We start from the raw sequence: 23993 nt of genomic DNA, 5'->3' as shown, positions 1-23993 counted from the left end.
CAACGAAACAGGGAGTCTGACATGCTGAACAAATCTTCTTACTGGCTGGCCGCGGCTACGCTGACCTTTTCGCTGGCGGGCCAGGCGGTGGCGGCTGATAAAATTACGGTGTTTGCTGCGGCATCACTGACCAATGCGCTGCAGGAGATCGCGACCCGGTATCAGCAGCAGAGCGGGACCGAAGTGGTCTCCTCTTTTGCCTCCTCCTCCACGCTGGCACGCCAGATTGAGCAGGGCGCGCCGGCCGATCTCTTTATCTCTGCCGATCAGCAGTGGATGGATGACGCGGCGGCAAAGCAGAGTATTGAAGCAGAGACGCGCGTAACGCTATTGGGTAACGATCTGGTGCTGATCGCGCCTGTAGCTGCCGGCACGGCACCCGTAGCGATCTCTGCCGCCACCAACTGGAAAAATCTGCTGCAGGGGCAGCGCCTGGCGGTGGGCGATCCGGCACATGTGCCCGCCGGAATTTACGCCAAAGCAGCGCTGCAGAAGCTGGGCGCCTGGCAGCAGCTCGCGTCACAGCTTGCGCCAGCCAGCAACGTGCGCGCCGCGCTGGCGCTGGTTGAGCGTAACGAAACCCCCTATGGCATCGTATATGGATCTGACGCCGTCGCGAGTAAAGGGGTTGTTGTGGCCGGGCGTTTTCCCGCCGACTCTCATCCACCGGTGGAGTATCCGATGGCTATAGTCAAAGCGCATCAGAATGCAGCGGTCAGCGCGTTCTGGCACTATCTGCAGGGGCCTGAGGCCGCGGCTATTTTTAAACAGTATGGATTTACGCCGAAAAAATGATACTGAGCGATCCCGAATGGCAGGCTGTTGCACTCAGCCTGAAAGTTTCCTGCGTGGCGGTGCTGTGCAGCCTGCCGTTTGGCATTCTCATGGCGTGGATTCTGGCACGCTGCCGTTTTCCGGGTAAAACGCTGCTCGATAGCCTGGTGCATCTGCCGCTGGTGCTGCCGCCGGTGGTGGTGGGCTATCTGCTGCTGCTGGCGCTGGGACGTCGCGGCGCGATCGGTGCCTGGCTCTGGGAGTGGTTTGGCTTTACCTTCGCTTTCAGCTGGCGCGGCGCAGCGCTGGCGGCGGCGGTGATGGCATTTCCGCTGATGGTGCGCGCCATCCGGCTGGCGCTGGAGGCGGTGGATACCCGGCTGGAGCAGGCCGCGCGAACGCTGGGAGCGGGGCGCTGGCGGGTCTTTTTCACTATTACGCTGCCGCTGACGCTGCCGGGCATTATTGCCGGTACCGTGCTGGCGTTTGCCCGTTCACTGGGGGAGTTTGGCGCCACGATTACCTTTGTCTCCAGTATCCCCGGCGAAACCCGTACTATCCCTTCCGCGATGTTTTCCCTGATTGAAACGCCGGGTGCAGAAAGCACCGCCGCGCGGCTCTGTGCGGTGGCTATCGCCCTGGCGCTGCTGTCGCTGGTGGCGTCAGAATTACTGGCGCGCTGGGGCCGCAAACGCTGGGGGATCGCCTGATGCTGACGCTGCAGTTTTCACAGCGGCTGGGTGACCATCTGCTGGAGGTGGATACGACGCTGCCGGCGCACGGTATTACCGCCGTGTTTGGCGTCTCGGGCGCGGGTAAGACGTCGCTGATCAACGCTATCAGCGGTCTGACGCAGCCGCAGCAGGGCCGCATACAGATCAATGACCGGCTGCTGTTTGACAGCGCGCGCGGCATCAATCTGCCGCCGGAGCAGCGGCGTATCGGCTATGTGTTTCAGGACGCGCGACTCTTTCCGCACTATCGGGTGCGCGGCAATCTGCAGTACAGCATGGCCGCATCAATGAAGCCGCAGTTTGCGCAGCTGGTAACGCTGCTGGGGCTGGATGCGCTGCTGGATCGCTTTCCGGCCACGCTTTCAGGCGGTGAAAAACAGCGCGTGGCGATTGGCCGGGCGCTGCTGAGCGCGCCCGATCTGCTGCTGATGGATGAACCTCTGGCGTCACTGGATCTGCCGCGCAAGCGCGAGCTGCTGCCGTGGCTGCAGCAGCTGACAAAACAGATTGCCGTACCGGTGCTCTACGTCTCGCACAGCCTGGATGAGATTGTGCAGCTCGCGGACAACGTGCTGGTGCTGGATAACGGCAGCGTTAAAGCGGCAGGCCCGCTGGAAAAAGTCTGGAGCAGCAGCGCAATGCGTCCCTGGCTGCCGGTCAGCGAACGTACCAGCGTGCTGCGCGTGCAGGTGCTGGAGCAGCATCCTTACTATCCCATGACCGCACTGCTGCTGGGGGATCAGCATATCTGGGTGAGTCGCGTTAATCTGCCGGCAAAAAGCACGCTGCGTATTCGCATCGCGTCAGCCGATGTCTCACTGGCGCTGCAGCCGGCCCAGCATACCTCCGTACGTAACATTCTGCCTGCGCAGGTCATGGAGCTGCTGGATATTGACGATCAGGTTGAAGTCCGGGTCCGCATCGGCAGCAGCGAGCTCTGGGCACGCATCACGCCGTGGGCACGCGATGAGCTGGGCATTCGCGTCGATCAGTGGCTCTATGTCCAGCTCAAAAGCGTTTCAGTTATCGCCTGACGAACAGGGCTGCCGTCACAGCACTTCCCGGCGAATAATCTCAGCAATGCCCGGCTCAAGGTTAGTGCCGATCACCTCTGCCGCGCGCGCTTTGATGGCGTCATCGGCGTTGCCCATCGCAACGCCCAGCCCCACCTGCTCCAGCATGCTAAGGTCGTTATAGTTGTCGCCAAACGCCAGCACCTCCTGCATGCTGAAGCCCTGGCTCTCCACCCACTGCGCCAGGCGTTTGCCTTTACTGTTACCCGCCTGGGCGATATCAACCTGATCGTGCCATGACCATTCGCACGCCAGGCCCAGCTCCGCTTCGGTACGTTCAGCAAACTGCTGTAATGCGCGGGTATCCGGATGTGACAGGGCAAACTTCCAGATCGCTTCAGCATCCTGCGCCGCCTGCGCCAGGCTGGGCACCTGCAGAAACAGCGGACGCTGCGCTTCCGGCAGCGATTGCGCCCAGTTCAGCGTGCGCGTGACGTGGCCGGTCGGCTCCTGGTAGAGCATAGCATCGTCAACGTACAGCAGACCGTGGATGTTCTCCTCGTCGAGCATCTCTATCACCCGGACAGCCTGACTTTTCGCCAGCGGATCGGAGGTCAGCACTTTTTTTGCCTGATAATCATACAAATAGGTGCCGTTACAGCAGATTGCGGGTGTATCCAGCTGCAGCGCCTGATAAAAAGGGTGGATAGCGCAGTGATGGCGGCCAGTGACGATCAGCACTTTAACGCCCGCCTGCTGCGCGCGGGCCAGCGCCTCCAGCGATTCAGGCAGAATAGTTTTATTGGGTGTCAGCAGGGTGCCATCCAGATCGAGGGCGATTACGCGATAGCTCATTACGGGTTCCGTCTTTGAATAACCAGGCATCAAGTCTACACCTGCCAGCCGCGCTGAGACAAAAAAGCGGGCAAAAATCCCGCCAGCGTAGCCGGCTGAAACAGGCTACAGTTATCCCTTTCATCAGGCAGCGAATAAGGAAAAACGCATGAAACAAGTCGTGTATACCGCCAGTCCCGAGAGCCAGCAGATCCACGCCTGGCAGCTTCAGGAAGATGGCGCGCTGACGCTACTGCAGGTTACCGATGTGGCCGGTCAGGTGCAGCCAATGGTGGTGAGCCCGAAAAAAGATTTTCTTTATGTGGGCGTACGTCCCGATTTTCGCGTGCTCGCCTACCGTATCGCGGCAGACGGAACGCTGACGCTGGCGGGTGACGCGCCGCTGCCAGGCAGCCCGACGCATATCTCCACCGATCGCGAAGGCCGGTTTCTCTTCTGCGGCTCCTATAACGACGCCTGCGTCAGCATCACTCCGCTGGATGAGAACGGACTGCCGCAGGCTCCGTCGCAGGTGATCAACGGCCTTGAGGGATGCCACTCCGCCAACATCGACCTGAATAACGAGACGCTGCTGGTGCCGGCGCTGAAGCAGGATCGCATCTGCCGTTTTCAGCTGCATCAGGATGGCACGCTGACGCCGTGCGCGCAGGCAGACGTCACGACCGCCGCAGGTGCAGGCCCGCGTCATATGGCGTTTCATCCCGGCGGCGCTTATGGCTATGTGGTCAATGAACTCAACAGCACGGTGGATGTCTGGTCACTGCAGGGCGAGATGAGGTGCGTACAGAGTCTGGATATGATGCCGGCTGATTTCAGCGGCACACGCTGGGCGGCAGATATTCATATCACACCGGATGGCCGCTCGCTCTACGCCTGCGATCGCACCAGCAGCACGATTACGGTATTTAGCATTAGTGAAGCGGGCGATGCGCTGACCATTGAGGGCTATCAGCCAACGGAAACGCAGCCGCGCGGTTTTAATATCGATAACCGTGGCGCTTACCTGGTCGCAGCGGGACAGAAATCGCATCATATTGAAGTCTACCGGATTGCGGAGCGTGGCCTGCTGCAGCCGCTGGCGCGTTACGCGGTCGGGCAGGGGCCGATGTGGGTAGCGATCCTCGCGCTGGCGTGATGATGTCATGCAAGGTCGCCCTCAGAGGCGACCTTTATCAGGACGCGCAGCGAGGCGCGCCCGATGCGATCAGGCGTATTTTACCGTAATCGAAGCGCTGGCAAGCGCATGGAAATGCACGTTAAAGCCGACCATTGCACCGCTGGCACCTTCATCAACCTCCAGCGTCTCCACGTCCAGCGCGTGCACGCTGAAAATGTAGCGGTGTGATTCTCCCTGCGGCGGCGCGGCACCGCCGTAGCCGGTCTGACCGAAGTCGGTACGGGTCTGGATAGCGCTTTCAGGCAGCTCTGCCACGCCGGAACCGGCACCCTGCGGCAACACGGTGACGTCAGCCGGAATATTGGCTACCACCCAGTGCCACCAGCCGGAACCGGTGGGCGCATCGGGATCGTAGCAGGTGACCACAAAGCTCTTAGTGCCTTCCGGCACCTCATCCCAGGCGAGATGGGGCGACAGGTTATCGCCCTGATAACCCATGCCGTTAAACACGTGGCGCTCTGGCATCTTATCGCCGTCGTTAAAATCCTGGCTAAACAGGCGCATAACTCCTCCTTTTTGCTAATCGCGGAAGGCCATCATGGTGCAAAACCGCAGCAGATGCCAGCGGCGTCAGGGCTGAAAATGGCCGGCGTGATCCAGCGCGTCCCGAATGGCGCGGGTGAGCTGGCTCAGCGCCTGAGCAGAAATCAGATAAGGTGGCATCAGATAGATGAGCCGGCCAAACGGACGGATCCAGACGCCGCGCTCAACAAAGAACTGCTGCAGCGCGGCCATATTCACCGGCTGATGCGTTTCGATAACGCCGATGGCACCCAGCACGCGCGCCTGCGCCACGGCGGGATGCGCCTGCAGCGGCAGCAGCTCCCGCTGCAGCTGCTGCCCGATAGCCGCGACCTGCGTCTGCCACCCGCCTTCAGCCACCATGGCCAGACTTTCAGCCGCGACCGCGCAGGCAAGCGGGTTGCCCATAAAGGTCGGGCCATGCATAAAGCAGCCCGCCGCGCTGCGGCTGATGGTGTCAGCCACCTCACGCGTGGTCAGCGTGGCGGCGAGCGTCATCATCCCGCCGGTCAGCGCTTTGCCGAGGCATAAAATATCGGGCGTCACGCCGGCGTGTTCGCAGGCAAACAGCTTGCCGCTGCGGCCGAAGCCGGTGGCGATCTCATCGGCGATCAGCAGCAGCCCGTAGCGATCGCACAGCGCCCGCACCTGCTGCAGATAGCGCGGATGGTAAAAGCGCATCCCGCCCGCACCCTGCACGATCGGTTCCAGGATCACCGCGGCAATGTCGCGATGGTGCTGTTCCGCCAGCCGGGCGAAGTCGCTGAAATCGGCATCATCCCATGTATCAGTGAAACCGCACTGCGGCGCAGCGGCAAACAGATGCTCCGGCAGATAGCCGCGCCACAGGCTGTGCATTGAGTTTTCCGGATCGCATACCGCCATCGCCGCAAACGTATCCCCGTGATAGCCGCGCCTGAGGGTCAGGAATGTCTGGCGCTTTTCGCCGCGCCCCAGCCAGTACTGCAGCGCCATTTTCATCGCGACCTCTACCGCAATGGAGCCGGAGTCAGCCAGAAACACGCACTCCAGCGCTTCAGGCGTCATCGCCACCAGCTGACGGCACAGCGCGACCGCTGCCGGATGGGTAATGCCGCCAAACATCACGTGCGACATCTGCGTCATCTGCTGCTGCAGCGCCTGGTTAAGGCGCGGATGGTTGTAGCCGTGGATCGCCGCCCACCACGAGGACATACCGTCAACCAGCTCGCGTCCATCCGCCAGCTGCAGCTGGCAGCCCTGCGCGGCGACCACAGGATAACAGGGCAGCGGATCGCGCATTGAGGTGTAGGGATGCCAGATATGCTGGCGGTCAAAATTGAGGTCGTCAGGCGTGAACATCTGTCTTGTAAACCATTTTGAAAAGATTTAGTTTACAAGTATAACCACGATAATCGTCGGGATGAATCCCTTTTTTGGAGTATGTAATGGCTAACCGCTGGACGCTGGCTCAGGCTCAGGCCCTGTTTGATAAACCTTTTCTGGAACTGATGTTTGAGGCGCAGCAGGTGCATCGCCAGCATTTTGACCCGCGCCAGGTGCAGGTCAGCACGCTGCTGTCGATAAAAACCGGCGCCTGCCCGGAAGATTGTAAATATTGCCCGCAGAGCGCGCGCTATAAAACCGGACTGGAGTCTGAACGGCTGATGGAAGTTGAGGCGGTGCTCGCCTCGGCGCGCAAAGCCAAAGCCGCCGGCTCCAGCCGTTTCTGCATGGGCGCCGCGTGGAAAAACCCGCACGAGCGCGATATGCCTTATCTGGAGCAGATGGTGCAGGGCGTGAAAGCGCTGGGCATGGAAACCTGCATGACGCTGGGAACGCTGGAGCAAACCCAGGCGCAGCGTCTGGCAGAGGCCGGGCTCGACTTCTACAACCATAACCTCGACACCTCACCGGAGTTCTACGGCAGCGTTATCACCACCCGGACTTATCAGGAGCGTCTCGATACGCTGGATAAAGTGCGCGATGCCGGTATCAAGGTCTGTTCCGGCGGCATTGTCGGCCTCGGTGAAACGGTCACCGATCGCGCCGGACTGCTGGTGCAGCTGGCAAACCTGCCGGTGCCGCCAGAGAGCGTGCCGATCAACATGCTGGTAAAAGTCAAAGGCACGCCGATGGCGGATAACGCTGACGTGGAGCCGTTTGATTTTATTCGCACTATCGCCGTAGCGCGCATCATGATGCCCTCTTCACACGTGCGTCTCTCAGCGGGGCGCGAGCAGATGAGCGAGCAGACGCAGGCGATGTGTTTTATGGCGGGCGCTAACTCTATTTTCTATGGCTGCAAACTGCTGACCACGCCCAATCCGGAGGAGGATAAAGATCTGATCCTGTTCCGCAAGCTGGGGCTGAATCCGGAACATACCACAACCGCGAGCGGGGATAACGCGCAGCAGCATCAGCTGCAGGCACAGCTGGCTGAGGCCGATACGCCGCAGTTTTACAACGCGGCGGTGTAAATGTGGGCTGAACGTATTACCGGGGCGCTGCAGGCGCGCCGGAGCGCGGATGGCTGGCGCTACCGGCGCTGTATTGAGCAGAACAGCGTGCGGGAAATTACGCTGGACGGTCAGCGCTATCGCCACTTCTCCGGTAACGACTATCTCGGGCTGAGCCGGCATCCGGCGGTGATTGCGGCCTGGCAGCAGGGTGCGGCGCAGGCGGGAGCCGGGGCAGGGGCGTCCGCGCATGTGACCGGCTATAGCCGTTATCACGCAGAGCTGGAGCAGCAGCTGGCAGGCTGGCTCGGCTATTCACGCGCGCTGCTGTTTATCTCCGGCTTTGCCGCTAATCAGGCGATTGTGCATCTGCTGGCGCAAAAGCAGGACCGCATCGTGGCGGATAAACTGGCGCACGCGTCGCTGCTGGATGCCGCCAGTCACAGCCCGGCCACGCTGCGGCGTTTTGCACATAATCAGCCGGCAAGTCTGCAAAAGCTGCTGGCGCAGCCGGGGGCGGGCGCCACGCTGGTAGTCACCGAAGGCGTTTTCAGCATGGATGGCGACACTGCACCGCTGGCAGAGATCGCTGCGGCGACCCGGGCTGCGGGCGGCTGGCTGCTGGTCGATGACGCGCACGGCATTGGCGTGAGCGGTGAACAGGGGCGCGGCAGCTGCTGGCAGCAGCAGGTGAAACCCGAGCTGCTGGTGGTGACGTTTGGCAAAGGCTTTGGCGTCAGCGGCGCGGCGCTGCTGTGCGATGATGCGACCGCCGATTACGCTGAACAGTTCTCGCGCCACCTTATTTACTCTACCGCCATGCCGCCAGCGCAGTGCTGCGCGCTGCTGGCGGCGCTGCAGCAGGTGCAGCAGGGCGATGCGCTGCGGGCACGACTGCGGGCCAATATCAGCCGCTTTCGCGCCGGTGCGGCGCAGCTGCCGTGGGTGCTGCCCGCCTCCGAGAGTGCCATTCAGCCGCTGATCGTGGGTGAAAACGCGGCCGCGCTGGCGCTCTCGCAGCGGCTGGCGCAGGCGGGGTGCTGGGTCAGCGCCATCCGCCCGCCCACCGTGCCGCCCGGTACGTCCCGGCTGCGCATTACCCTCACGGCGGCGCATGAGCCGGAAGATATCGACGCGCTGCTGGAGGCGCTGTATGACGCTGCAGGTTAATAAGCAGGCGGTGGCGCAGGCGTTTGGCCGCGCCGCGCCGCACTATGAGCAGCACGCTGCGCTGCAGCGCCTGAGCGGCGATGCGCTGCTGGCCTGTGCGCCAGCCGGATTCGGTCCGCACCTGCTCGATGCCGGCTGCGGCACCGGCTGGTACAGCCGGTACTGGCGCGATCGCGACCGCCGGGTAACTGCACTCGATCTCTCCTTGCCGATGCTGACCGCCGCGCGCGCGCAGCGATCGGCGCACCATTATCTGCAGGGCGATATCGACCGGCTGCCGCTGGCGGACGGCAGCATGGATGGCGTCTGGAGCAACCTGGCGGTGCAGTGGAGCAGCGATCTGAGCGTGGCTCTGCAGCAGTTTTATCGCGTGCTGCGGCCCGGCGGCACCGCGCTTTTTTCCACGCTGCTGGCGGGATCGCTGCCGGAGGTGGATTGCGCATGGGCAGCGATAGATTCCCGTCGTCACGCCAACCGCTTTCTTCAGGCCGGTGAGATTACCGCTGCCGCGCGTGGGCAGTTGCTGCGCAGCACACAGCAGATTATTACGCTGCACTTTCCGGATGCGCTGAGTGCGATGCGCTCGCTGAAGGGAATTGGCGCGACCCACCTGCACGGCGGACGCAGCAACAGCGTACTGACGCGTCAGCAGCTGGCGCAGCTTGAGCGGCACTGGCCGCAGGATGAACAGGGCTATCGCCTCACTTATCACCTGATGTATGGAGTTTTGCAAAAATGAAACGCTGGTTTATCACCGGAACCGACACCGAAGTGGGAAAAACAGTCGCCAGCGGCGCGCTGCTGCAGGCGGCCAGCGCGGCCGGGCTGCGTACGGCAGGGTATAAACCGGTAGCGTCGGGCTGTGAAATGACGGCGGAGGGCGTGCGCAACAGCGATGCGCTGGCGCTGCAGCGCTACAGCAGCGTGCCGCTGCGCTATGAACAGGTTAACCCGCTGGCATTTATGGAGCCGACCTCACCGCATATCGTGAGCGCGGAAGAGGGCAGGCCGATCGACTTTGCACAGCTCTCAGCGGGTCTGCGCAGCGTCGAAGCGCAGGCTGAATGGCTGCTGGTTGAAGGCGCGGGCGGCTGGTTTACGCCGCTTTCTGAGACGCAGACCTATGCGGACTGGGTCATCGCAGAGCAGCTGCCGGTGATACTGGTGGTGGGCGTAAAGCTGGGCTGTATTAATCACGCCATGCTGACCGCCGCGGCGATCAGGGCAGCCGGCTTACCGCTGGCAGGCTGGATCGCGAACGATATTCAGCCGCCGGGCAAGCGGCATCGTGAATATATTGCGTCGCTGCGCCAGCGCATCGACGCGCCGTTTCTGGGTGAAATCCCCTGGCTGGCGTCGGAAGCGGAGCAGGCGACCTGCGGACGCTACCTGACGCTGCCCTGAGCGGCAAGAGTTCCTTAAGAGATCAGGCCGGCGTCAGCCATTTGTTCACGGTAAGATCGTCCAGCTGCGCAACGCGTCCCTGCGCCACATTACGTCCGCGGTGCAGCAGCAGAAAGTAGTCGGCGACGCGGCGTATAAACGAGACGTGCTGCTCCAGCAGCAGGATGGTCAGACCATGCTCCCGGTTGAGCCGCCGGATGAGGTTGCCCGTCTCCTCCTCCAGCCAGGGCGACATCGTACCGGAAGGCTCATCGAGGATCAGCAGACGCGGTTTCAGCACCAGCGCGCGCGCCAGTGCCAGCTGCTGCTGCAGATTAACCGGCAGCTCACCGCTGCGCTGATGGCGCAGTGAATAGAGCGCGGGAAACAGCTCAAACACCATCTCCGGAATGGCGCGGTTGCGCTCATCTTCAGTCGCCAGCAGGGCGATCAGCAGATTGTCCTCAACGCTCATCTGCGTAAAGATATGGCGCTTTTGCGGCACATATCCGATGCCCATCCGCGCCCGCTGCACGGCGGGCTGCAGCAGCAGGTTCTCCGGCGGATAGCCCGCCTCCTGCCAGCAGATGGAGCCGCTGTTAACCGGCAGATGGCCCATAATGCAGTTTACCAGCGTGGTTTTCCCCATTCCCGGACTACCCAGCACGCCGGTGCAGGATCCCGGAGGCAGATCAAGATCGACATCCCACAGAATCTGATTCTGGCCATAAAACTGATTCACCGAACGTAAACTCAGCATCTGATCTTCTCCTTACAGATAGTTAGCCTGAATGCACCCGCTCTGTGTCGTCTGGCATGCAGTGACAGATTAAGTAACGCGGTGGTATCAGACATCAGGGCGTCCCTGTTAAACCTGAATGTTCTGCCGCGGGTAAAAAGATGCAAGCAACGGGCCAGATCGATAATCGCGCGTTTCTGGCGTTGATAAATCTCCGTCACCGCGCCTTAAACATCAGGAAATCTTAACTGTGAAAAGGGGTAATTAAGCTGCTGCACTTTGACGGTGCTGATTACTAAGCTTTTCTGGTGCATCTGTTCATTAATAAGGCAGCGGGTCAGTGCAGGAAAACAGCGCAGCCCAGGCGTGGCGGCGTTGTGTAATCAAAAAAGAATAGTTAATTGCGCCACTCGTGCTGGAAAAATAATCATAAAAAAAATTTTTTTGTTGGCGCAGAAGAGGCCGGGATTTTTTATACACAGCCTGCGGGCTCGGGGCTGGCTTCACTTATCCACTATTCCTGTGGATAACCTTGTGCATTAGCGACTGAAAACCGGGCGCAAGCGAGGAAATACGCGGCCTGGATACATTATGCTGCGAAACTGGGCTTTTGGTCTATTTTGATTAAATTCAGTATGTTATCTAAAAGCAAGCCTGTAAAATTCCGGCTGAAGTTTACCGCTGCATTTTAATGACGTTCTCTTGACAATTGTTAAAAGCCCGGCTCGCCTGGGGATAACCTGGCGCGACATATTTTAGCCAGCTGCCGCTTTAATGCCTCTGAAGCGGCGCCGCGGGCAGCAGGACCATCGTGACGTTTATCTGTAAATATATCCAGTGTTTTTTTCTGGCAAAATCGCCATAGCAGAGTAGAATTATCAGCCTGCCAGCCCTTTTCTTCAGCAGGAATTCTGAAATCATGAGCAAAGTCTTTAAACTCAACTCCGCCTTTAAGCCTTCAGGCGATCAGCCTGAAGCGATCCGTCGTCTGGAGGAGGGGCTGGAAGATGGCCTTGCGCATCAGACCCTGCTTGGCGTAACGGGATCGGGCAAAACTTTTACCGTTGCCAATGTGATTGCCGATCTCAACCGGCCGACGATGGTGCTGGCGCCTAACAAAACGCTGGCGGCGCAGCTCTATGGGGAGATGAAAGAGTTTTTTCCGGATAACGCGGTAGAATTTTTCGTCTCTTACTATGACTACTATCAGCCTGAAGCCTATGTGCCGAGTTCTGACACCTTTATCGAAAAAGATGCGGCGGTGAACGAGCACATTGAGCAGATGCGCCTCTCTGCCACCAAAGCGATGCTGGAACGACGCGATGTCATCGTAGTGGCGTCGGTCTCAGCAATTTATGGTCTGGGCGATCCCGATCTCTATCTGAAAATGATGCTGCATCTGACGCGCGGTATGATCATCGATCAGCGCAGTATTCTGCGGCGTCTGGCTGAGCTGCAGTATGCGCGTAACGATCAGGCGTTTCAGCGCGGTACGTTCCGCGTGCGCGGGGAGGTGATCGATATCTTTCCGGCGGAGTCCGACGATATGGCTCTGCGGGTGGAGCTGTTTGATGAAGAGGTCGAGCGGCTCTCACTGTTTGATCCGCTTACCGGGCAAATTGAGTCAGTGATCCCGCGCTTTACCATCTATCCCAAAACGCACTACGTTACGCCACGCGAGCGCATCCTGCAGGCGATGGAAGAGATCAAAGATGAGCTGGCCCTGCGCCGTAAGGTGCTGCTGGAAAACAATAAGCTGCTGGAAGAGCAGCGCATTACGCAGCGCACCCAGTTCGACCTGGAGATGATGAACGAGCTGGGTTACTGCTCGGGGATTGAGAACTACTCCCGCTATCTCTCGGGGCGCGGGCCGGGTGAAGCGCCGCCGACCCTGTTTGACTATCTGCCAGCCGATGGTCTGCTGGTGGTGGATGAGTCGCACGTCACTATTCCGCAGATTGGCGGCATGTATCGCGGCGACCGCGCGCGTAAAGAGACGCTGGTGGAGTACGGTTTCCGCCTGCCATCCGCGCTGGACAATCGTCCGCTTCGTTTTGAAGAGTTTGAGGCGCTGGCCCCGCAGACCATTTATGTCTCCGCCACGCCGGGTAAATATGAGCTGGAAAAATCGGGCACGGAAGTGATCGATCAGGTAGTGCGTCCGACAGGTCTGCTCGATCCTATTCTTGAGGTGCGCCCGGTCGGCACACAGGTGGATGATTTGCTCTCTGAAATCCGCAAACGCGTGGAGATCAACGAACGCGTGCTGGTGACGACGCTGACCAAGCGTATGGCTGAAGACCTGACTGAATATCTTGAAGAGCACGGTGAGAAGGTGCGCTATCTGCACTCTGATATCGATACCGTTGAGCGCATGGAGATTATTCGCGACCTGCGCCTGGGCGAGTTTGACGTGCTGGTAGGGATTAACCTGCTGCGTGAGGGACTCGATATGCCGGAGGTTTCTCTGGTGGCGATTCTCGACGCCGATAAAGAGGGCTTCCTGCGTTCGGAACGCTCTCTGATCCAGACGATTGGTCGTGCAGCGCGTAACGTGAACGGCAAAGCGATTCTTTATGCTGATAAAATTACGCCCTCTATGGCACGCGCGATCGAAGAGACAGAGCGACGTCGCGAGAAGCAGGAGCGTTACAACACCGAGCACGGCATTGTGCCGCAGGGGCTGAATAAAAAGATCACGGATATTCTTGAGCTGGGCAAAAACGTGGTGAAAACGCGCGGCAAGGGCAAAACCGCCACGCGCACGGCGGCAGAGAATGACGCTGATTACCTGGCGCTTACGCCGCAGGCGATGCAGAAGAAAATCCATGAACTGGAAGCGCAGATGCAGCAGCATGCGCAAAACCTGGAGTTTGAAGAAGCCGCCAGCCTGCGCGACCGGCTGCATGAGCTGCGCGAACTGTTTATCGCCGCCTCATAACCATCAATCGGTGCCGCATTCCGCACGAAACGTATTCCGTAGAGGCCGCATTTATGCGGCCCTGGCGCATCCATTCACCACCGGATTCATACGCAACCAGGGCGCCATAAATGGCGCCCCTACGCAAATCTCTGTAGGGGCCGCATTTATGCGGCCCTGGCGCATCCATTCACCACCGGATTTATACGTGACCAGGGCGCCATAAATGGCGCCCCTACGTTCATTCTGCTGTAGGGGCCGCATTTATGCGGCCCTGGCGTGTTCATGCGGCCCTGGCGCATCCATTCACCACCGGGTTTTATACGCGACCAGGGCGCCATAAATGGCGCCCCTACACAAACCTCTGTGGGGGCCGCATTTATGCGGCCCTGGCGTATCCATTCACCACCGGATTTATACGTGACCAGGGCGCCATAAATGGCGCCCCTACGCGAATTCCGCAAATTTATACGCAACCAGGGCGCCATTAATGGCGCCCCTACGCAAATCCCCGTAGGGGCCGCATTCATGCGGCCCTGGCGTATTTATGCGGCCCTGGCGCGCTTACAGCGCCTGGATGGCGTGCTCCAGCGCCAGGCGCAGCAGCTGTCGATCGTGGCGATAACGGATATCCTCGGCTTCCAGCGGCTCCTGCACAATAATGCGCTGCGCCAGACCCTGCGTGTCGGCGGTCGGGCTAATCACTACGGCATCAATAACCCGCTTACCAATCGCCTGCTCCATAATGGCCAGCTTATCTGCCACGCTAAGACGGGCGGCTGCCGGACTCAGCTCGCGGCCAAGATTGCCAATAAATACCATCGTAGCGGGCGTACGCCGCAGCGCGCGCGCCATCTCTTCCATCAGCAAAATCGGCATCAGGCTGGTGTAGAAACTGCCCGGACCAATCAGGATCAGATCGGCTTCAGCCACGGCGTCCAGCGCTTCGCGGGTAGGATTGACCGCCGGATGCAGCATCAGCGCCTGAGGCGCCTGACGCATCTCATCAATCGCGGTTTCGCCATACACCATGTTGCCTTCGGCATCCTGCGCGACCAGATCGACCGGCTGCTCCGACATCGGGATAAGAAACGCATCAACCTTGAGCAAATTGCGGATAATATTAATCGCTTCCAGCGGACGCACGCTGAGATGATCCAGCGCTTTCAGGATCAGGTTGCCAAGATTGTGGCCCGCCAGTTCGCCGTTACCGGCAAACCGATACTCAAACATCGCGGAAGCGACGCTGGGCTCGGTGATGAGCTGATTAAGACAGTTGCGCATGTCTCCCCAGGCGATTCCTCCCTCTGAACGGCGGATACGCCCGGTGGAACCGCCATTGTCCGTGGTGGTCACAATACCGGTGAGTCGCGAGCCCAGCGGCGCCAGCGCTGACATGACGCGGCCCAGACCGTGTCCGCCGCCCAGTGCCACCACGCGATCTAAATCTGCCAGCGTTCGATTCATGCTGCTCCTTATCGGTCCACTGCGCTGAAAGCCAATTCTTTGCTGCCGGGAGGCAGCGTCATGTGGCGCAGTTTAGCCTATTCTGCTGCGATAATGCCGCGAAAAATCGTTATATATCATATTATACAACGCACGCAGTGACTGGCTGACTGACGCAAAGCGCGCTACCATCCAGAGACCGCGTTGTCCTCAATGACAACAAACTCCCAAGCCTTGCGCGCCTAAGTCAAATGATAGGGCCGCCTGGCCGCAGCGTCATGCTGCCAGGGTGCAGAAAGAAATGCCTGCATCTCCCGACTTTGGAAAGGTGTTAAGGTGCCACAATTTACAGATGCCTGGGCGCGCAGCTTCTACTATTTGCGCCTGTCGATCACGGATGTATGTAATTTCCGTTGTACTTACTGTCTGCCGGACGGCTACAAGCCCGGCAGTACCCGCAACAAAAGCTTTCTCTCGCTGGATGAGATCCGCCGGGTGACCCGCGCCTTTACCGCTGCGGGAACGGAGAAAATCCGGCTTACCGGCGGTGAACCCTCGATGCGTCGCGACTTTACCGACATCATCGCTGCCGTGCGTGAAAACGCCGCGCTGCGACAGATCGCGGTGACCACCAACGGCTATCGCATGGCGCGTGATGTACAGTCATGGCGCGATGCAGGTCTGACGCACATTAACGTCAGCGTGGACAGCCTGGATGCGCGGCAGTTTCACGCCATCACCGGGCAGAACAAATTTGCTGAGGTCATGGCCGGTATCGACGCCGCATTTGACGCCGGATTCGAAAAAGTCAAAGTCAACAGCGTGCTGATGCGCGATGTTAACAGCCAGAGTCTGGATACGTTTCTGGCCTGGATCCGCACGCGTCCGATTCAGCTGCGTTTTATTGAGCTGATGGAAACCGGTGAAGGGGGCGATCTCTTCCGGCGTCACCATATCTCCGGTGAGGTGATCCGCGATCAGCTGATCGTGCAGGGCTGGCAGCGGCAGCCGCGCGGCCGTAGCGACGGGCCGGCACAGGTATTTCGTCATCCCGACTATCAGGGTGAGGTCGGGCTGATTATGCCTTATGAAAAAGATTTCTGCGCCAGCTGCAACCGGCTGCGCGTCTCGGCCACCGGAAAACTGCACCTCTGTCTGTTTGGTGACGGTGGGGTAGAGCTGCGCGATCTGCTCGCCTCCGATGCACAGCAGGGCGAGCTGCAGGCGCGTATCGCCCATAGTCTTGGCCAGAAAAAGCAGACCCATTTTCTGCATCAGGGCCAGACCGGTATTACGCAAAATCTCTCTTTTATTGGTGGCTAAACACAGGAGTTACAGCCATGGCTAAACCAACCGGCGAGTTTACCGCTCTGACTGCCGCGGTGCTGACCATATCCGACAGCCGCGATGCGGCGAGTGACACCTCAGGAGACTATCTGCGTGAGGCGCTGGCGGACGCAGGGCATCAGGTGGTGGATCACGCTATTCTGCCTGACAATCGCTACCGCATTCGCGCCACGGTGTCGCGCTGGATCGCCAGCGACGATATCCAGGTGGTGATTGTGAACGGTGGCACCGGCTTTAACAGCAAAAACAGTACGCCGGAAGCGCTGCTGCCGCTGTTTGATCGCGAAATAGAGGGCTTTGGCGAACTGTTCCGTATGTTCTCGTATGAAGATATCGGCAGCGCAACGCTGCAGTCGCGAGCCGTTGCCGGCCTCGCCAACCAGACTCTGATTTTTGCCCTGCCAGGCTCCACCAGCGCCTGCCGCTGCGGCTGGGAACGCATCATCGCCGATCAGCTGGATGCGCGCACCCGGCCCTGTAATTTTGTCTCTCATCTGAAGAAAGTCACTGTATGAATCAGTTAACGCATATTAACGCCGCTGGCGAAGCGCACATGGTTGATGTCTCCGGGAAAAGTGAAACCGTGCGCGAAGCGCAGGCGGAGGCGCTGGTTTTAATGTCACCTGCCACGCTGCAGATGATCATGGAAGGCAGCCATCACAAAGGCGATGTCTTTGCCACGGCCCGTATCGCCGGCATTCAGGCGGCAAAGCGCACCTGGGAGCTGATACCACTCTGCCATCCGCTGATGCTGAGTAAAGTGGAGGTGACGCTGGAAGCGGAACCGGCGCAGAGCCGGGTACGCGTCACCTCGCGCTGCCGCCTGACCGGTAAAACCGGGGTGGAGATGGAGGCGCTGACGGCCGCCTCCGTGGCGGCGCTGACCATCTATGACATGTGCAAAGCGGTGCAGAAAGATATCGTGATTGACCAGCTGCGCCTGCTGAGCAAAAGCGGCGGGAAGTCAGGTGACTTCAGGGCGGTCAGCCATGATTAAAGTCCTGTTTTTTGCCCAGGTGCGTGAGCTGACCGGCACCAGCGAGCTGACGCTGCCGGAAGCCTATCCTGACGTGGCGGCACTGCGTGCTGCCCTGGCGCAGCGCAGCGACCGCTGGGCGCTGGCGCTGGAATCGGGCAGGCTGCTGGCCGCAGTCAATCAGACGCTGGTTCCCATGACGCATCCGCTGCAGGCGGGTGATGAAGTGGCGTTTTTCCCGCCGGTCACCGGAGGTTAACCATGACAACCCGTATTCGCGTTGGCCCTGAGCCGTTTGATACCGGGGCTGAATACCGGCTGCTGGCCGCAGACGATCGGGATGGCGCTATCGTCACCTTTACCGGTAAAGTGCGCAATCATAACCTTGGCGCCGACGTAGCGGCGCTGACGCTGGAACACTATCCGGGGATGACGGAAAAAGCGCTGGCGGAAATCGCTGAGGCTGCCCGGCAGCGCTGGCCATTGCAGCAGATAACGGTGATCCATCGCGTGGGTGAACTCTTCCCCGGTGATGAGATAGTGCTGGTGGGCGTCAGCAGCGCACACCGCGGCAGCGCATTCGCGGCCGCAGAATTTATTATGGATTATCTTAAAACCCGAGCGCCGTTCTGGAAGCGCGAAGCCACTCCGGAGGGGGATCGCTGGGTGGATGCGCGTGACAGCGACCATCAGGCAGCGGCGCGCTGGGAGTAATAACGGACAGGGCGGGGGGCTGAAGCCTCCGCCCGCAACGTGCCTGAAGCACGCTTTTTCTTATCAGGGAGCAGGATGAAATCAACCTTCTTACGCCGCGGCGCACTTCTGCTGACCGCGCTGATCGTGGCCGGCTGCAGCAGCAAAAAAGAGCCGCAGGCGCCGGCGCGCCAGCCCGCAGATGTCAAAGCGCAGATTCAGCAGCTGCTGCCCGGATACGTGACGCAAAAATCAGCCTGGGCTGATGACATCTATACCGCTTTCCGTGTCCAGCAGCTCGATACGAGCGCCAGCAATCTGTGCGCGGTGATCGCCGTCGCCGGGCAGGAGTCAAATTTCAGCGCCGATGCTGAAGTGCCCGGACTGCCAAAAATTGCCTGGGGTGAGATTGACCGGCGTGCGGCAAAGCTGCACATTCCGGCATTTCTGGTGCGTACTGCGCTGCTGATCAAATCCTCTAATGGTGAAAGCTACGCCGCGCGGCTGGATAAGGTGCGCAGTGAAAAAGAGCTGAGCGCCATTTTTGATGATTTTATCGATATGGTGCCGATGGGGCAGACGCTGTTTGGCAAGCTGAACCCGGTACACACCGGCGGACCGATGCAGGTAAGCGTTGCCTTTGCCGAGGCGCATGCGCAGGGCTACCCATATGCCATCGATGGTTCGATCCGGCGCGAAGTGTTCAGCCGGCGCGGAGGGATCTGGTTCGGCACGAAGCATCTGCTGGGCTACCCGGCAGACTATAGTCAGCCGCTCTATCGCTTTGCCGACTTTAACGCAGGCTGGTATGCCAGCCGCAACGCCGCGTTTCAGGCCGCGATTGCGCGCGCCAGCGGGATCCGCCTCGCGCTGGATGGCGACCTGATCAATTATGGCAGCGAGCAGGCGGGCTCAACTGAGCTGGCGGTGCGTACGCTGGGTAAACGCCTTGATATGAGCGACCGGGAAATTCGCCGCGATCTGGAAAAAGGGGACACGGCGGACTTCAGCAACACAATCTTGTGGAAACAGACCTTTATTCTGGCGGACAAAATGGCGGGCAAGCGGGTGCCGCGTGAAATGCTGCCGGGGATCAAACTGGAGAGCCCGAAAATCACCCGTAATCTGACCACCGCGTGGTTTGCTCAGCGGGTTAACAGCCGATATCAGCAGTGTATGACGCGCCGTTGAGGCGGCATGGTATACACTTCACTCTGACCCTGTAATTTTTATTTGAGAGGTGCATCATGGATCGATATCCACGTAATGATTCGTTTGTGCAGCCGGCGTCGGCCGGGCTGCAGGCCTATATGGCTCAGGTGTACGGCTGGATGACCTGCGGCCTGCTGCTCACCGCGTTTGTCTCCTGGTTTGCCGCCCGTACGCCTGCGGTCATGGAGCTGGTGTTCGCTAACCGCATCACCTTCTTTGGCCTGATCATCGCGCAGCTGGCGCTGGTCTTTGTGCTGTCGGGTCTGGTACAGCGTATGAGCGGGGCCGTGGCGACGGCGCTGTTTATGCTCTATTCGGCGCTGACCGGCCTGACCATGGCGAGTATTTTTCTGGTTTACACCTACTCGTCTATCGCCAGCACCTTTTTTGTTACCGCCGGAATGTTTGGGGCGATGAGCTTTTACGGCTACACCACCAAACGCGATCTGAGCCGTATCGGCAGCCTGCTGTTTATGGCACTGATCGGTATCGTACTGGCATCGCTGGTGAACTTCTGGCTGAAAAGCCCGGCGCTGATGTGGGCTATTACCTATATCGGCGTGGTGGTGTTTGTGGGGCTGACCGCCTATGACACGCAGAAACTGAAAGCGGTAGGTGAAAATATTGACGCCCGCGATAGCGAAAATCTGCGTCGCTACTCCATTATGGGGGCGCTGACGCTCTACCTCGATTTCATCAATCTCTTTTTGATGCTGCTGCGGATTTTCGGCAACCGCCGCTAAGACGCCGGCTTTATCTTTACCGGGGGCGCAGCGATGCGCCCCCGTTTTTCATCCTTCCAGCTGCGGTTACTGTTCTGCCATTTTCTGCTGATTTTTGTGTCGCAGATGCTTCGCCCGGCTCTCCAGCCAGAGATAAAGCACCAGCGCCAGCAGCAGCGGCAGAATGAAGTAGAGGACACGGTAGGCAAGCAGCGCGGCGATGATTTCACCGTGTGACGCATGCTGACCGCTCAGCAGCGCCAGAAACACCGCTTCCAGTACGCCGATACCCGCCGGAATATGAATAATGACGCCGGCAATACTGCTGATCAGCAGCACGCCCAGTACGATGGGATAGTCCACTTCACGCATCAGCAGCAGCCAGATAATGGTGCCCATCACCATCCAGTTCGCGCAGGAGACGGCAAACTGGAATAGCGCCATACGCAGTGAAGGCAGCTGCAGCCGCTGTCCCTTCACCGTCCACTGCCGCTTTTTCGCAAAGGCGCAGGCCCAGAGATAGACTGCCGTCAGCAGCAGCAGTATGCCTCCGATGATACGCAGCGTGCCTTCACCGATAAACCAGCGTGGCGGAATCGGCACCATGCCGGAGACAAACACCACGCCGCCCAGCAAAATATAGCCAAGCCAGTTAGTGGCAATGCTCAGTGAAAAAATACGGGTGATGGTGCTGCCTGACAGACCCAGGCGTGAATAGAGGCGGTAGCGCATGGCGACGCCGCCCACCCAGGTGCTGAGGGTCAGATTGAAGGCGTAGCAGATAAATGACACCAGCATGACCTGCCGCTTCGACAGCTTATGGCCGCAGTAGACCCGGCCGATCAGATCGTACAAGCCGTAGGTGATATAACTGACAATCACCAGCCCGGCGGCACCCAGCACCACATAGCGGTTGTAGCCGGTAATAACCTTGTAGACATCCTCCCAGTTGACTTTGCGCGCGTAGATCACCAGCAGAACAATGACGGCAATAAAAAAGAGCCACGTCAGGATTTTTTTTGCCAGCCGCCACTTTGGATTCTTTTTACTCATCAGGATTTCGCTCCTTCATTATTGGCTTCCACCCGATCCTGTGTCTCCATCTCAGGCTGGACCGGTGGCGAGACCTGGGACAGCTGAGGCGTATGCGCAGGCAGCCAGCCAGCGATGGCCGGGAAGTGGCGCAGAAAGTGGAAGACAATGACGCCTTTGGTTAACTGCCACCAGTTACGCGGCGGCAGTTTGTCATCCTGAACGCGGACGCAGTCGTGCTGAATCAGACTTTCCAGATTATCGCGCAGCGTCTGGTTAAATGCGCGATCGTGAATGATCAGATTAGCTTCGAGATTAAGCGACAGGCTCAGCGGGTCGAGGTTACTGGAGCCAACGGTGGTCCAGTGCTGATCCTGCACCGCGACCTTGCCATGCAGTGGCCGGCGGCAATACTCATAGACCTCCACACCGCCATCCACCAGGTAGTTATAGAGCAGCTCAGCTCCTACTTTCACAATCGGCATATCGGGCTCACCCTGCACAATCAGCCGTACGCGTACGCCGCGCCGGGCAGCGTTGCGCATCTCGCGCAGCAGGCGATAGCCGGGGAAGAAGTAGGCGTTAGCGATGATCACGTCGCGTTTCGCTTTGCGCAGCATATCCAGATAGTGCTGCTCAATGTCATCGCGATGTTCATTGTTGTCGCGATAAACAAACAGCACCTGAGCGCTGCCGGGCTGGGCATTAACGGCCACATGCCTTGACGGTTTTCCCCACCAGCGGCGGGTGATCTGATCGCTGCCCATCGCCATCTGAACAAAGCGGGCGATATCGATCACCACCGGCCCCTTTACCTCCACGGCATAATCCTGCTTCGCTTCCGGACCGTAATCGGTATTGTGCTCAGCCGAGAAATTGATGCCGCCGACAAAGGCGATCTGCTCATCGATCACCACGATTTTGCGGTGCAGACGGCGAAAGAGATTGGTACGCATCCCCATGACCAGCGGGCGCGGATCGTAGTAGATAAACCGAACGCCCGCCTCGGTCAGGGTATTAACAAACTCATCAGAGAGATCGGGAGAGCCATAGCCATCGACCATGACTTCGACCTTTACGCCGCGCTGCGCCGCCGCCAGCAGGTCACGGTGCAGCGCCTTACCAACGTTGTCCTCAAAGAGAATAAAGGTTTCGAGCAGCAGCGTGCGTTCGGCGCGCTGGATGGCGCCCGATACGCGCGGAAAAAACGCTTCGCCATTCTCCAGCAGGCGTAGCTGATTGCCGTCACGCCAGTTGAAATTCATAGGAATATCTCCACCGCCAGCGGCGCATGATCGGACAGATGAGACCAGGGTTTGACCGGCAGCGCCCAGGGCTGGCTGACGGACGCATTACGAATATAGATGCGATCGAGGCGTAAGAGCGGAAAACGCGCCGGGAACGTGCGCGCGGGCCGGCCATTTTTCAGGCTGAACACCTCTTTTAAACCGGCACCGCGTTGCAGAAAACGGTTAGCGCGCACCTGCCAGTCGTTGAAATCCCCGGCCACGACCAGTGGTGCATCCGCTGGCAGCGCGTTAATCACATCGCACATCATCTTCATCTGCGTCAGCCGGTGCTTCTCTTTCAGGCCAAGATGGACGCAAATAACATGCAGCGGCTGCGCCCGATCGGGCAGCGTAATCTGGCAGTGCAGCATGCCGCGCTTTTCGCTGCCGGCAACAGAAATGTCGCGATTTTGATATTCAGCAATAGGAAAGCGTGACAATATCGCGTTGCCGTGATGGCCTTCAGGATAAACTGCGTTGCGCCCATAGGCGAAGTCGTGCCACATGGTGTCAGCCAGATACTCATAATGTGAGCTCTCAGGCCACGCTTCTATCTGTGCAGCATGAATAGCGTGGGTGCCCATTACCTCCTGTAGAAAGACGATATCCGCTGATGTGGCGCGTACGGCGTCGCGTAATTCCGGCAGAATAAAACGACGATTAAACGTGGTGAAACCTTTATGGGTATTGATCGTCAGGACTTTAAATGAAAATCCTTGCGTGTTTTGTGGCATACTGCGACGCGCTCCTTTTCATCATGAATAGAACAAAGTGTAGTCTTTGTCACAAACGGGTGGTGCCGGGGCGAGAAAATTAAGGTCTTATCTGAAATTTGTTTTACATTGAGGAAATCCGTCTGGCTTCGGTCAGATACACTTGGGCGACCTGTTGGGTCTGCCAGGAGAAAAGTATGAAATGGTCTAATCGTGTTCAGATTGTTACCGGTCAAACCTGTCTGCACATCGCCACGCATCTGCTGGTGATTGCTGCACTGGTCTGGGGCTGGAAACACAAGGCACTGGTTGAAGTGAGCAGTACCCTGGTGGCAGCTTATGCAGTGGTGTTTATCTCCATGCTGGCCCTGCAGCGTAGTGCCCGTTTACGCCGTATGGGTGACACGCTGGAAGAGGTCACCACTACCTACTATTTTGGCGCAGCGATGCTGACGCTGTTCCTGATCTCACGCTTTTTCCATAACAACCTGCTGATTGGTTGCCTGGGCGTGGTCATGCTGGTGGGTCCGGCGCTGGTCTCTCTGCTGGCCAGAGAACCCGCCCCCCGCGTGGAGAAAAAGCGTAGCTGACCGCTGCGCATCCCGCCAGTCAGGGAGCCTTAAAGGCTCCCTTTTTATTGCCTGCTGCACGCCACACTACGCAGCAGCAACCGGCGACGCGCCTGTTTTGCAGGTCGCAGTGTGCAGGGAAAGCTGATACACTCGCCCCCTTACGCATGGTAGTTTGTGCCCTTTTCACACGCAGGCCCCCGGGGCTGCGTCATATCCCCCCTGAAAACTACATCGCGCAGCGCGATCAGGGCGGTTCGGAGTAATAC

At 59.1% G+C, this 23993-nt stretch carries 25 protein-coding genes and 1 riboswitch; of the genes, 17 read left to right on the top strand and 8 right to left on the bottom strand.

Annotation, left to right across the window (positions count from 1 at the left end):
- The first annotated feature begins 21 nt into the window (after positions 1-21).
- From modA to modC, 3 genes are read left to right on the top strand one after another with little or no spacing between them, the layout of a single operon-like run.
- Positions 22-795 (top strand): molybdate ABC transporter substrate-binding protein, encoded by a 774-nt coding sequence (gene modA, locus AC2CF9_RS07700; RefSeq protein WP_484556696.1) that lies wholly within the window; start codon positions 22-24, stop codon positions 793-795.
- Entirely contained in the window at positions 792-1484 is a 693-nt protein-coding gene (modB, locus tag AC2CF9_RS07695) for a molybdate ABC transporter permease subunit (protein WP_150018286.1), read from the top strand. Before modA ends, modB begins: the two co-directional genes overlap by 4 nt.
- Complete coding sequence (gene modC, locus AC2CF9_RS07690; protein ID WP_150018287.1) at positions 1484-2542, top strand: molybdenum ABC transporter ATP-binding protein ModC; 1059 nt, start codon at positions 1484-1486, stop codon at positions 2540-2542. Before modB ends, modC begins: the two co-directional genes overlap by 1 nt.
- 15 nt (positions 2543-2557) lie before the next feature.
- Here the strand turns inward: modC and AC2CF9_RS07685 are convergent, their stop codons facing one another.
- Positions 2558-3376, bottom strand: a complete 819-nt coding sequence (locus AC2CF9_RS07685; protein ID WP_484556695.1) for a pyridoxal phosphatase — start codon at positions 3374-3376, stop codon at positions 2558-2560.
- A gap of 148 nt (positions 3377-3524) precedes the next feature.
- On the opposite strand from AC2CF9_RS07685, the gene pgl reads away from it, so the two are divergent.
- A complete protein-coding gene (gene pgl / locus AC2CF9_RS07680) occupies positions 3525-4511 on the top strand; it encodes a 6-phosphogluconolactonase (protein WP_484556694.1) in 987 nt (328 codons plus the stop codon).
- Positions 4512-4580: 69 nt separating this feature from the next.
- Here the strand turns inward: pgl and AC2CF9_RS07675 are convergent, their stop codons facing one another.
- Together AC2CF9_RS07675 and bioA are read right to left on the bottom strand one after the other, a co-directional pair.
- Entirely contained in the window at positions 4581-5057 is a 477-nt protein-coding gene (locus AC2CF9_RS07675; RefSeq protein ID WP_150018290.1) for a kinase inhibitor, read from the bottom strand.
- 66 nt (positions 5058-5123) lie between these two features.
- Positions 5124-6416 carry an adenosylmethionine--8-amino-7-oxononanoate transaminase gene (gene bioA / locus AC2CF9_RS07670; RefSeq protein ID WP_484556693.1) on the bottom strand — a complete coding sequence of 431 codons (1293 nt, stop codon included), beginning with the start codon at positions 6414-6416 and terminating at the stop codon, positions 5124-5126.
- Between the two features lie 86 nt (positions 6417-6502).
- On the opposite strand from bioA, the gene bioB reads away from it, so the two are divergent.
- The 4 genes from bioB to bioD are packed head-to-tail and all read left to right on the top strand — an operon-like array spanning position 6503 to position 10087.
- The gene (gene bioB, locus AC2CF9_RS07665; RefSeq protein WP_094112175.1) at positions 6503-7534 is read left to right on the top strand and encodes a biotin synthase BioB; all 1032 of its coding nucleotides are present in this window, start codon (positions 6503-6505) and stop codon (positions 7532-7534) included.
- Positions 7535-8683, top strand: coding sequence for an 8-amino-7-oxononanoate synthase (bioF, locus tag AC2CF9_RS07660; RefSeq protein ID WP_484556692.1), 1149 nt, complete (start codon positions 7535-7537; stop codon positions 8681-8683). It abuts the gene before it with no gap.
- On the top strand, positions 8667-9422 hold the full coding sequence (gene bioC / locus AC2CF9_RS07655) for a malonyl-ACP O-methyltransferase BioC (protein WP_484556691.1): 756 nt from the start codon (positions 8667-8669) through the stop codon (positions 9420-9422). Before bioF ends, bioC begins: the two co-directional genes overlap by 17 nt.
- Positions 9419-10087, top strand: coding sequence for a dethiobiotin synthase (bioD, locus tag AC2CF9_RS07650; RefSeq protein ID WP_484556690.1), 669 nt, complete (start codon positions 9419-9421; stop codon positions 10085-10087). Before bioC ends, bioD begins: the two co-directional genes overlap by 4 nt.
- A 22-nt stretch (positions 10088-10109) precedes the next feature.
- Here bioD and AC2CF9_RS07645 read toward each other — a convergent pair whose 3' ends face one another.
- Positions 10110-10826, bottom strand: a complete 717-nt coding sequence (locus tag AC2CF9_RS07645) for an ABC transporter ATP-binding protein (protein WP_484556689.1) — start codon at positions 10824-10826, stop codon at positions 10110-10112.
- Positions 10827-11724: 898 nt separating this feature from the next.
- Here AC2CF9_RS07645 and uvrB point away from each other — a divergent pair.
- Entirely contained in the window at positions 11725-13746 is a 2022-nt protein-coding gene (uvrB, locus tag AC2CF9_RS07640; RefSeq protein WP_039383316.1) for an excinuclease ABC subunit UvrB, read from the top strand.
- A gap of 543 nt (positions 13747-14289) precedes the next feature.
- Here the strand turns inward: uvrB and AC2CF9_RS07635 are convergent.
- Positions 14290-15192, bottom strand: coding sequence for a gluconeogenesis factor YvcK family protein (locus tag AC2CF9_RS07635; RefSeq protein ID WP_039383318.1), 903 nt, complete (start codon positions 15190-15192; stop codon positions 14290-14292).
- A 191-nt stretch (positions 15193-15383) separates the two neighbouring features.
- A riboswitch (molybdenum cofactor riboswitch) is annotated at positions 15384-15519 on the top strand.
- Here AC2CF9_RS07635 and moaA point away from each other — a divergent pair.
- The 7 genes from moaA to AC2CF9_RS07600 all read left to right on the top strand — a co-directional run bounded on the left by moaA (position 15508) and on the right by AC2CF9_RS07600 (position 20142).
- Positions 15508-16494 (top strand): GTP 3',8-cyclase MoaA, encoded by a 987-nt coding sequence (moaA, locus tag AC2CF9_RS07630; protein ID WP_484556688.1) that lies wholly within the window; start codon positions 15508-15510, stop codon positions 16492-16494. It overlaps the preceding riboswitch by 12 nt.
- Before the next feature lie 17 nt (positions 16495-16511).
- Positions 16512-17033 (top strand): molybdenum cofactor biosynthesis protein B, encoded by a 522-nt coding sequence (moaB, locus tag AC2CF9_RS07625; protein ID WP_484556687.1) that lies wholly within the window; start codon positions 16512-16514, stop codon positions 17031-17033.
- A complete protein-coding gene (gene moaC, locus AC2CF9_RS07620) occupies positions 17030-17515 on the top strand; it encodes a cyclic pyranopterin monophosphate synthase MoaC (protein ID WP_150018299.1) in 486 nt (161 codons plus the stop codon). Before moaB ends, moaC begins: the two co-directional genes overlap by 4 nt.
- On the top strand, positions 17508-17753 hold the full coding sequence (moaD, locus tag AC2CF9_RS07615; protein WP_094112270.1) for a molybdopterin synthase sulfur carrier subunit: 246 nt from the start codon (positions 17508-17510) through the stop codon (positions 17751-17753). The genes moaC and moaD overlap by 8 nt, the downstream gene beginning before the upstream one ends.
- Positions 17754-17755: 2 nt before the next feature.
- On the top strand, positions 17756-18208 hold the full coding sequence (gene moaE, locus AC2CF9_RS07610; protein ID WP_039383330.1) for a molybdopterin synthase catalytic subunit MoaE: 453 nt from the start codon (positions 17756-17758) through the stop codon (positions 18206-18208).
- 75 nt (positions 18209-18283) lie between these two features.
- On the top strand, positions 18284-19378 hold the full coding sequence (locus AC2CF9_RS07605; protein WP_484556686.1) for a DUF1615 domain-containing protein: 1095 nt from the start codon (positions 18284-18286) through the stop codon (positions 19376-19378).
- Between the two features lie 56 nt (positions 19379-19434).
- Positions 19435-20142, top strand: a complete 708-nt coding sequence (locus tag AC2CF9_RS07600; RefSeq protein WP_039383334.1) for a Bax inhibitor-1/YccA family protein — start codon at positions 19435-19437, stop codon at positions 20140-20142.
- A 66-nt stretch (positions 20143-20208) separates the two neighbouring features.
- On the opposite strand, the gene AC2CF9_RS07595 is transcribed toward AC2CF9_RS07600, so the two are convergent.
- Genes AC2CF9_RS07595 through AC2CF9_RS07585 form a run of 3 tightly spaced genes read right to left on the bottom strand, consistent with a single transcriptional unit; the run spans position 20209 to position 23176 of the window.
- Positions 20209-21174 carry a lysylphosphatidylglycerol synthase domain-containing protein gene (locus AC2CF9_RS07595; protein WP_150018302.1) on the bottom strand — a complete coding sequence of 322 codons (966 nt, stop codon included), beginning with the start codon at positions 21172-21174 and terminating at the stop codon, positions 20209-20211.
- Positions 21174-22418 (bottom strand): cardiolipin synthase ClsB, encoded by a 1245-nt coding sequence (gene clsB, locus AC2CF9_RS07590; protein WP_484556685.1) that lies wholly within the window; start codon positions 22416-22418, stop codon positions 21174-21176. The genes AC2CF9_RS07595 and clsB overlap by 1 nt, the downstream gene beginning before the upstream one ends.
- Positions 22415-23176, bottom strand: a complete 762-nt coding sequence (locus tag AC2CF9_RS07585; RefSeq protein ID WP_150018303.1) for an endonuclease/exonuclease/phosphatase family protein — start codon at positions 23174-23176, stop codon at positions 22415-22417. The genes clsB and AC2CF9_RS07585 overlap by 4 nt, the downstream gene beginning before the upstream one ends.
- A gap of 176 nt (positions 23177-23352) precedes the next feature.
- On the opposite strand from AC2CF9_RS07585, the gene AC2CF9_RS07580 reads away from it, so the two are divergent.
- A complete protein-coding gene (locus AC2CF9_RS07580; protein ID WP_039383339.1) occupies positions 23353-23745 on the top strand; it encodes a YbhQ family protein in 393 nt (130 codons plus the stop codon).
- Positions 23746-23993: the final 248 nt, after the last annotated feature.

It is taken from the genome of Pantoea sp. SYBGC1, from assembly GCF_057197005.1.
The sequence above is the reverse complement of the archived record's forward strand: the minus strand, read 5'-3'. Positions and strand labels throughout refer to the sequence as shown.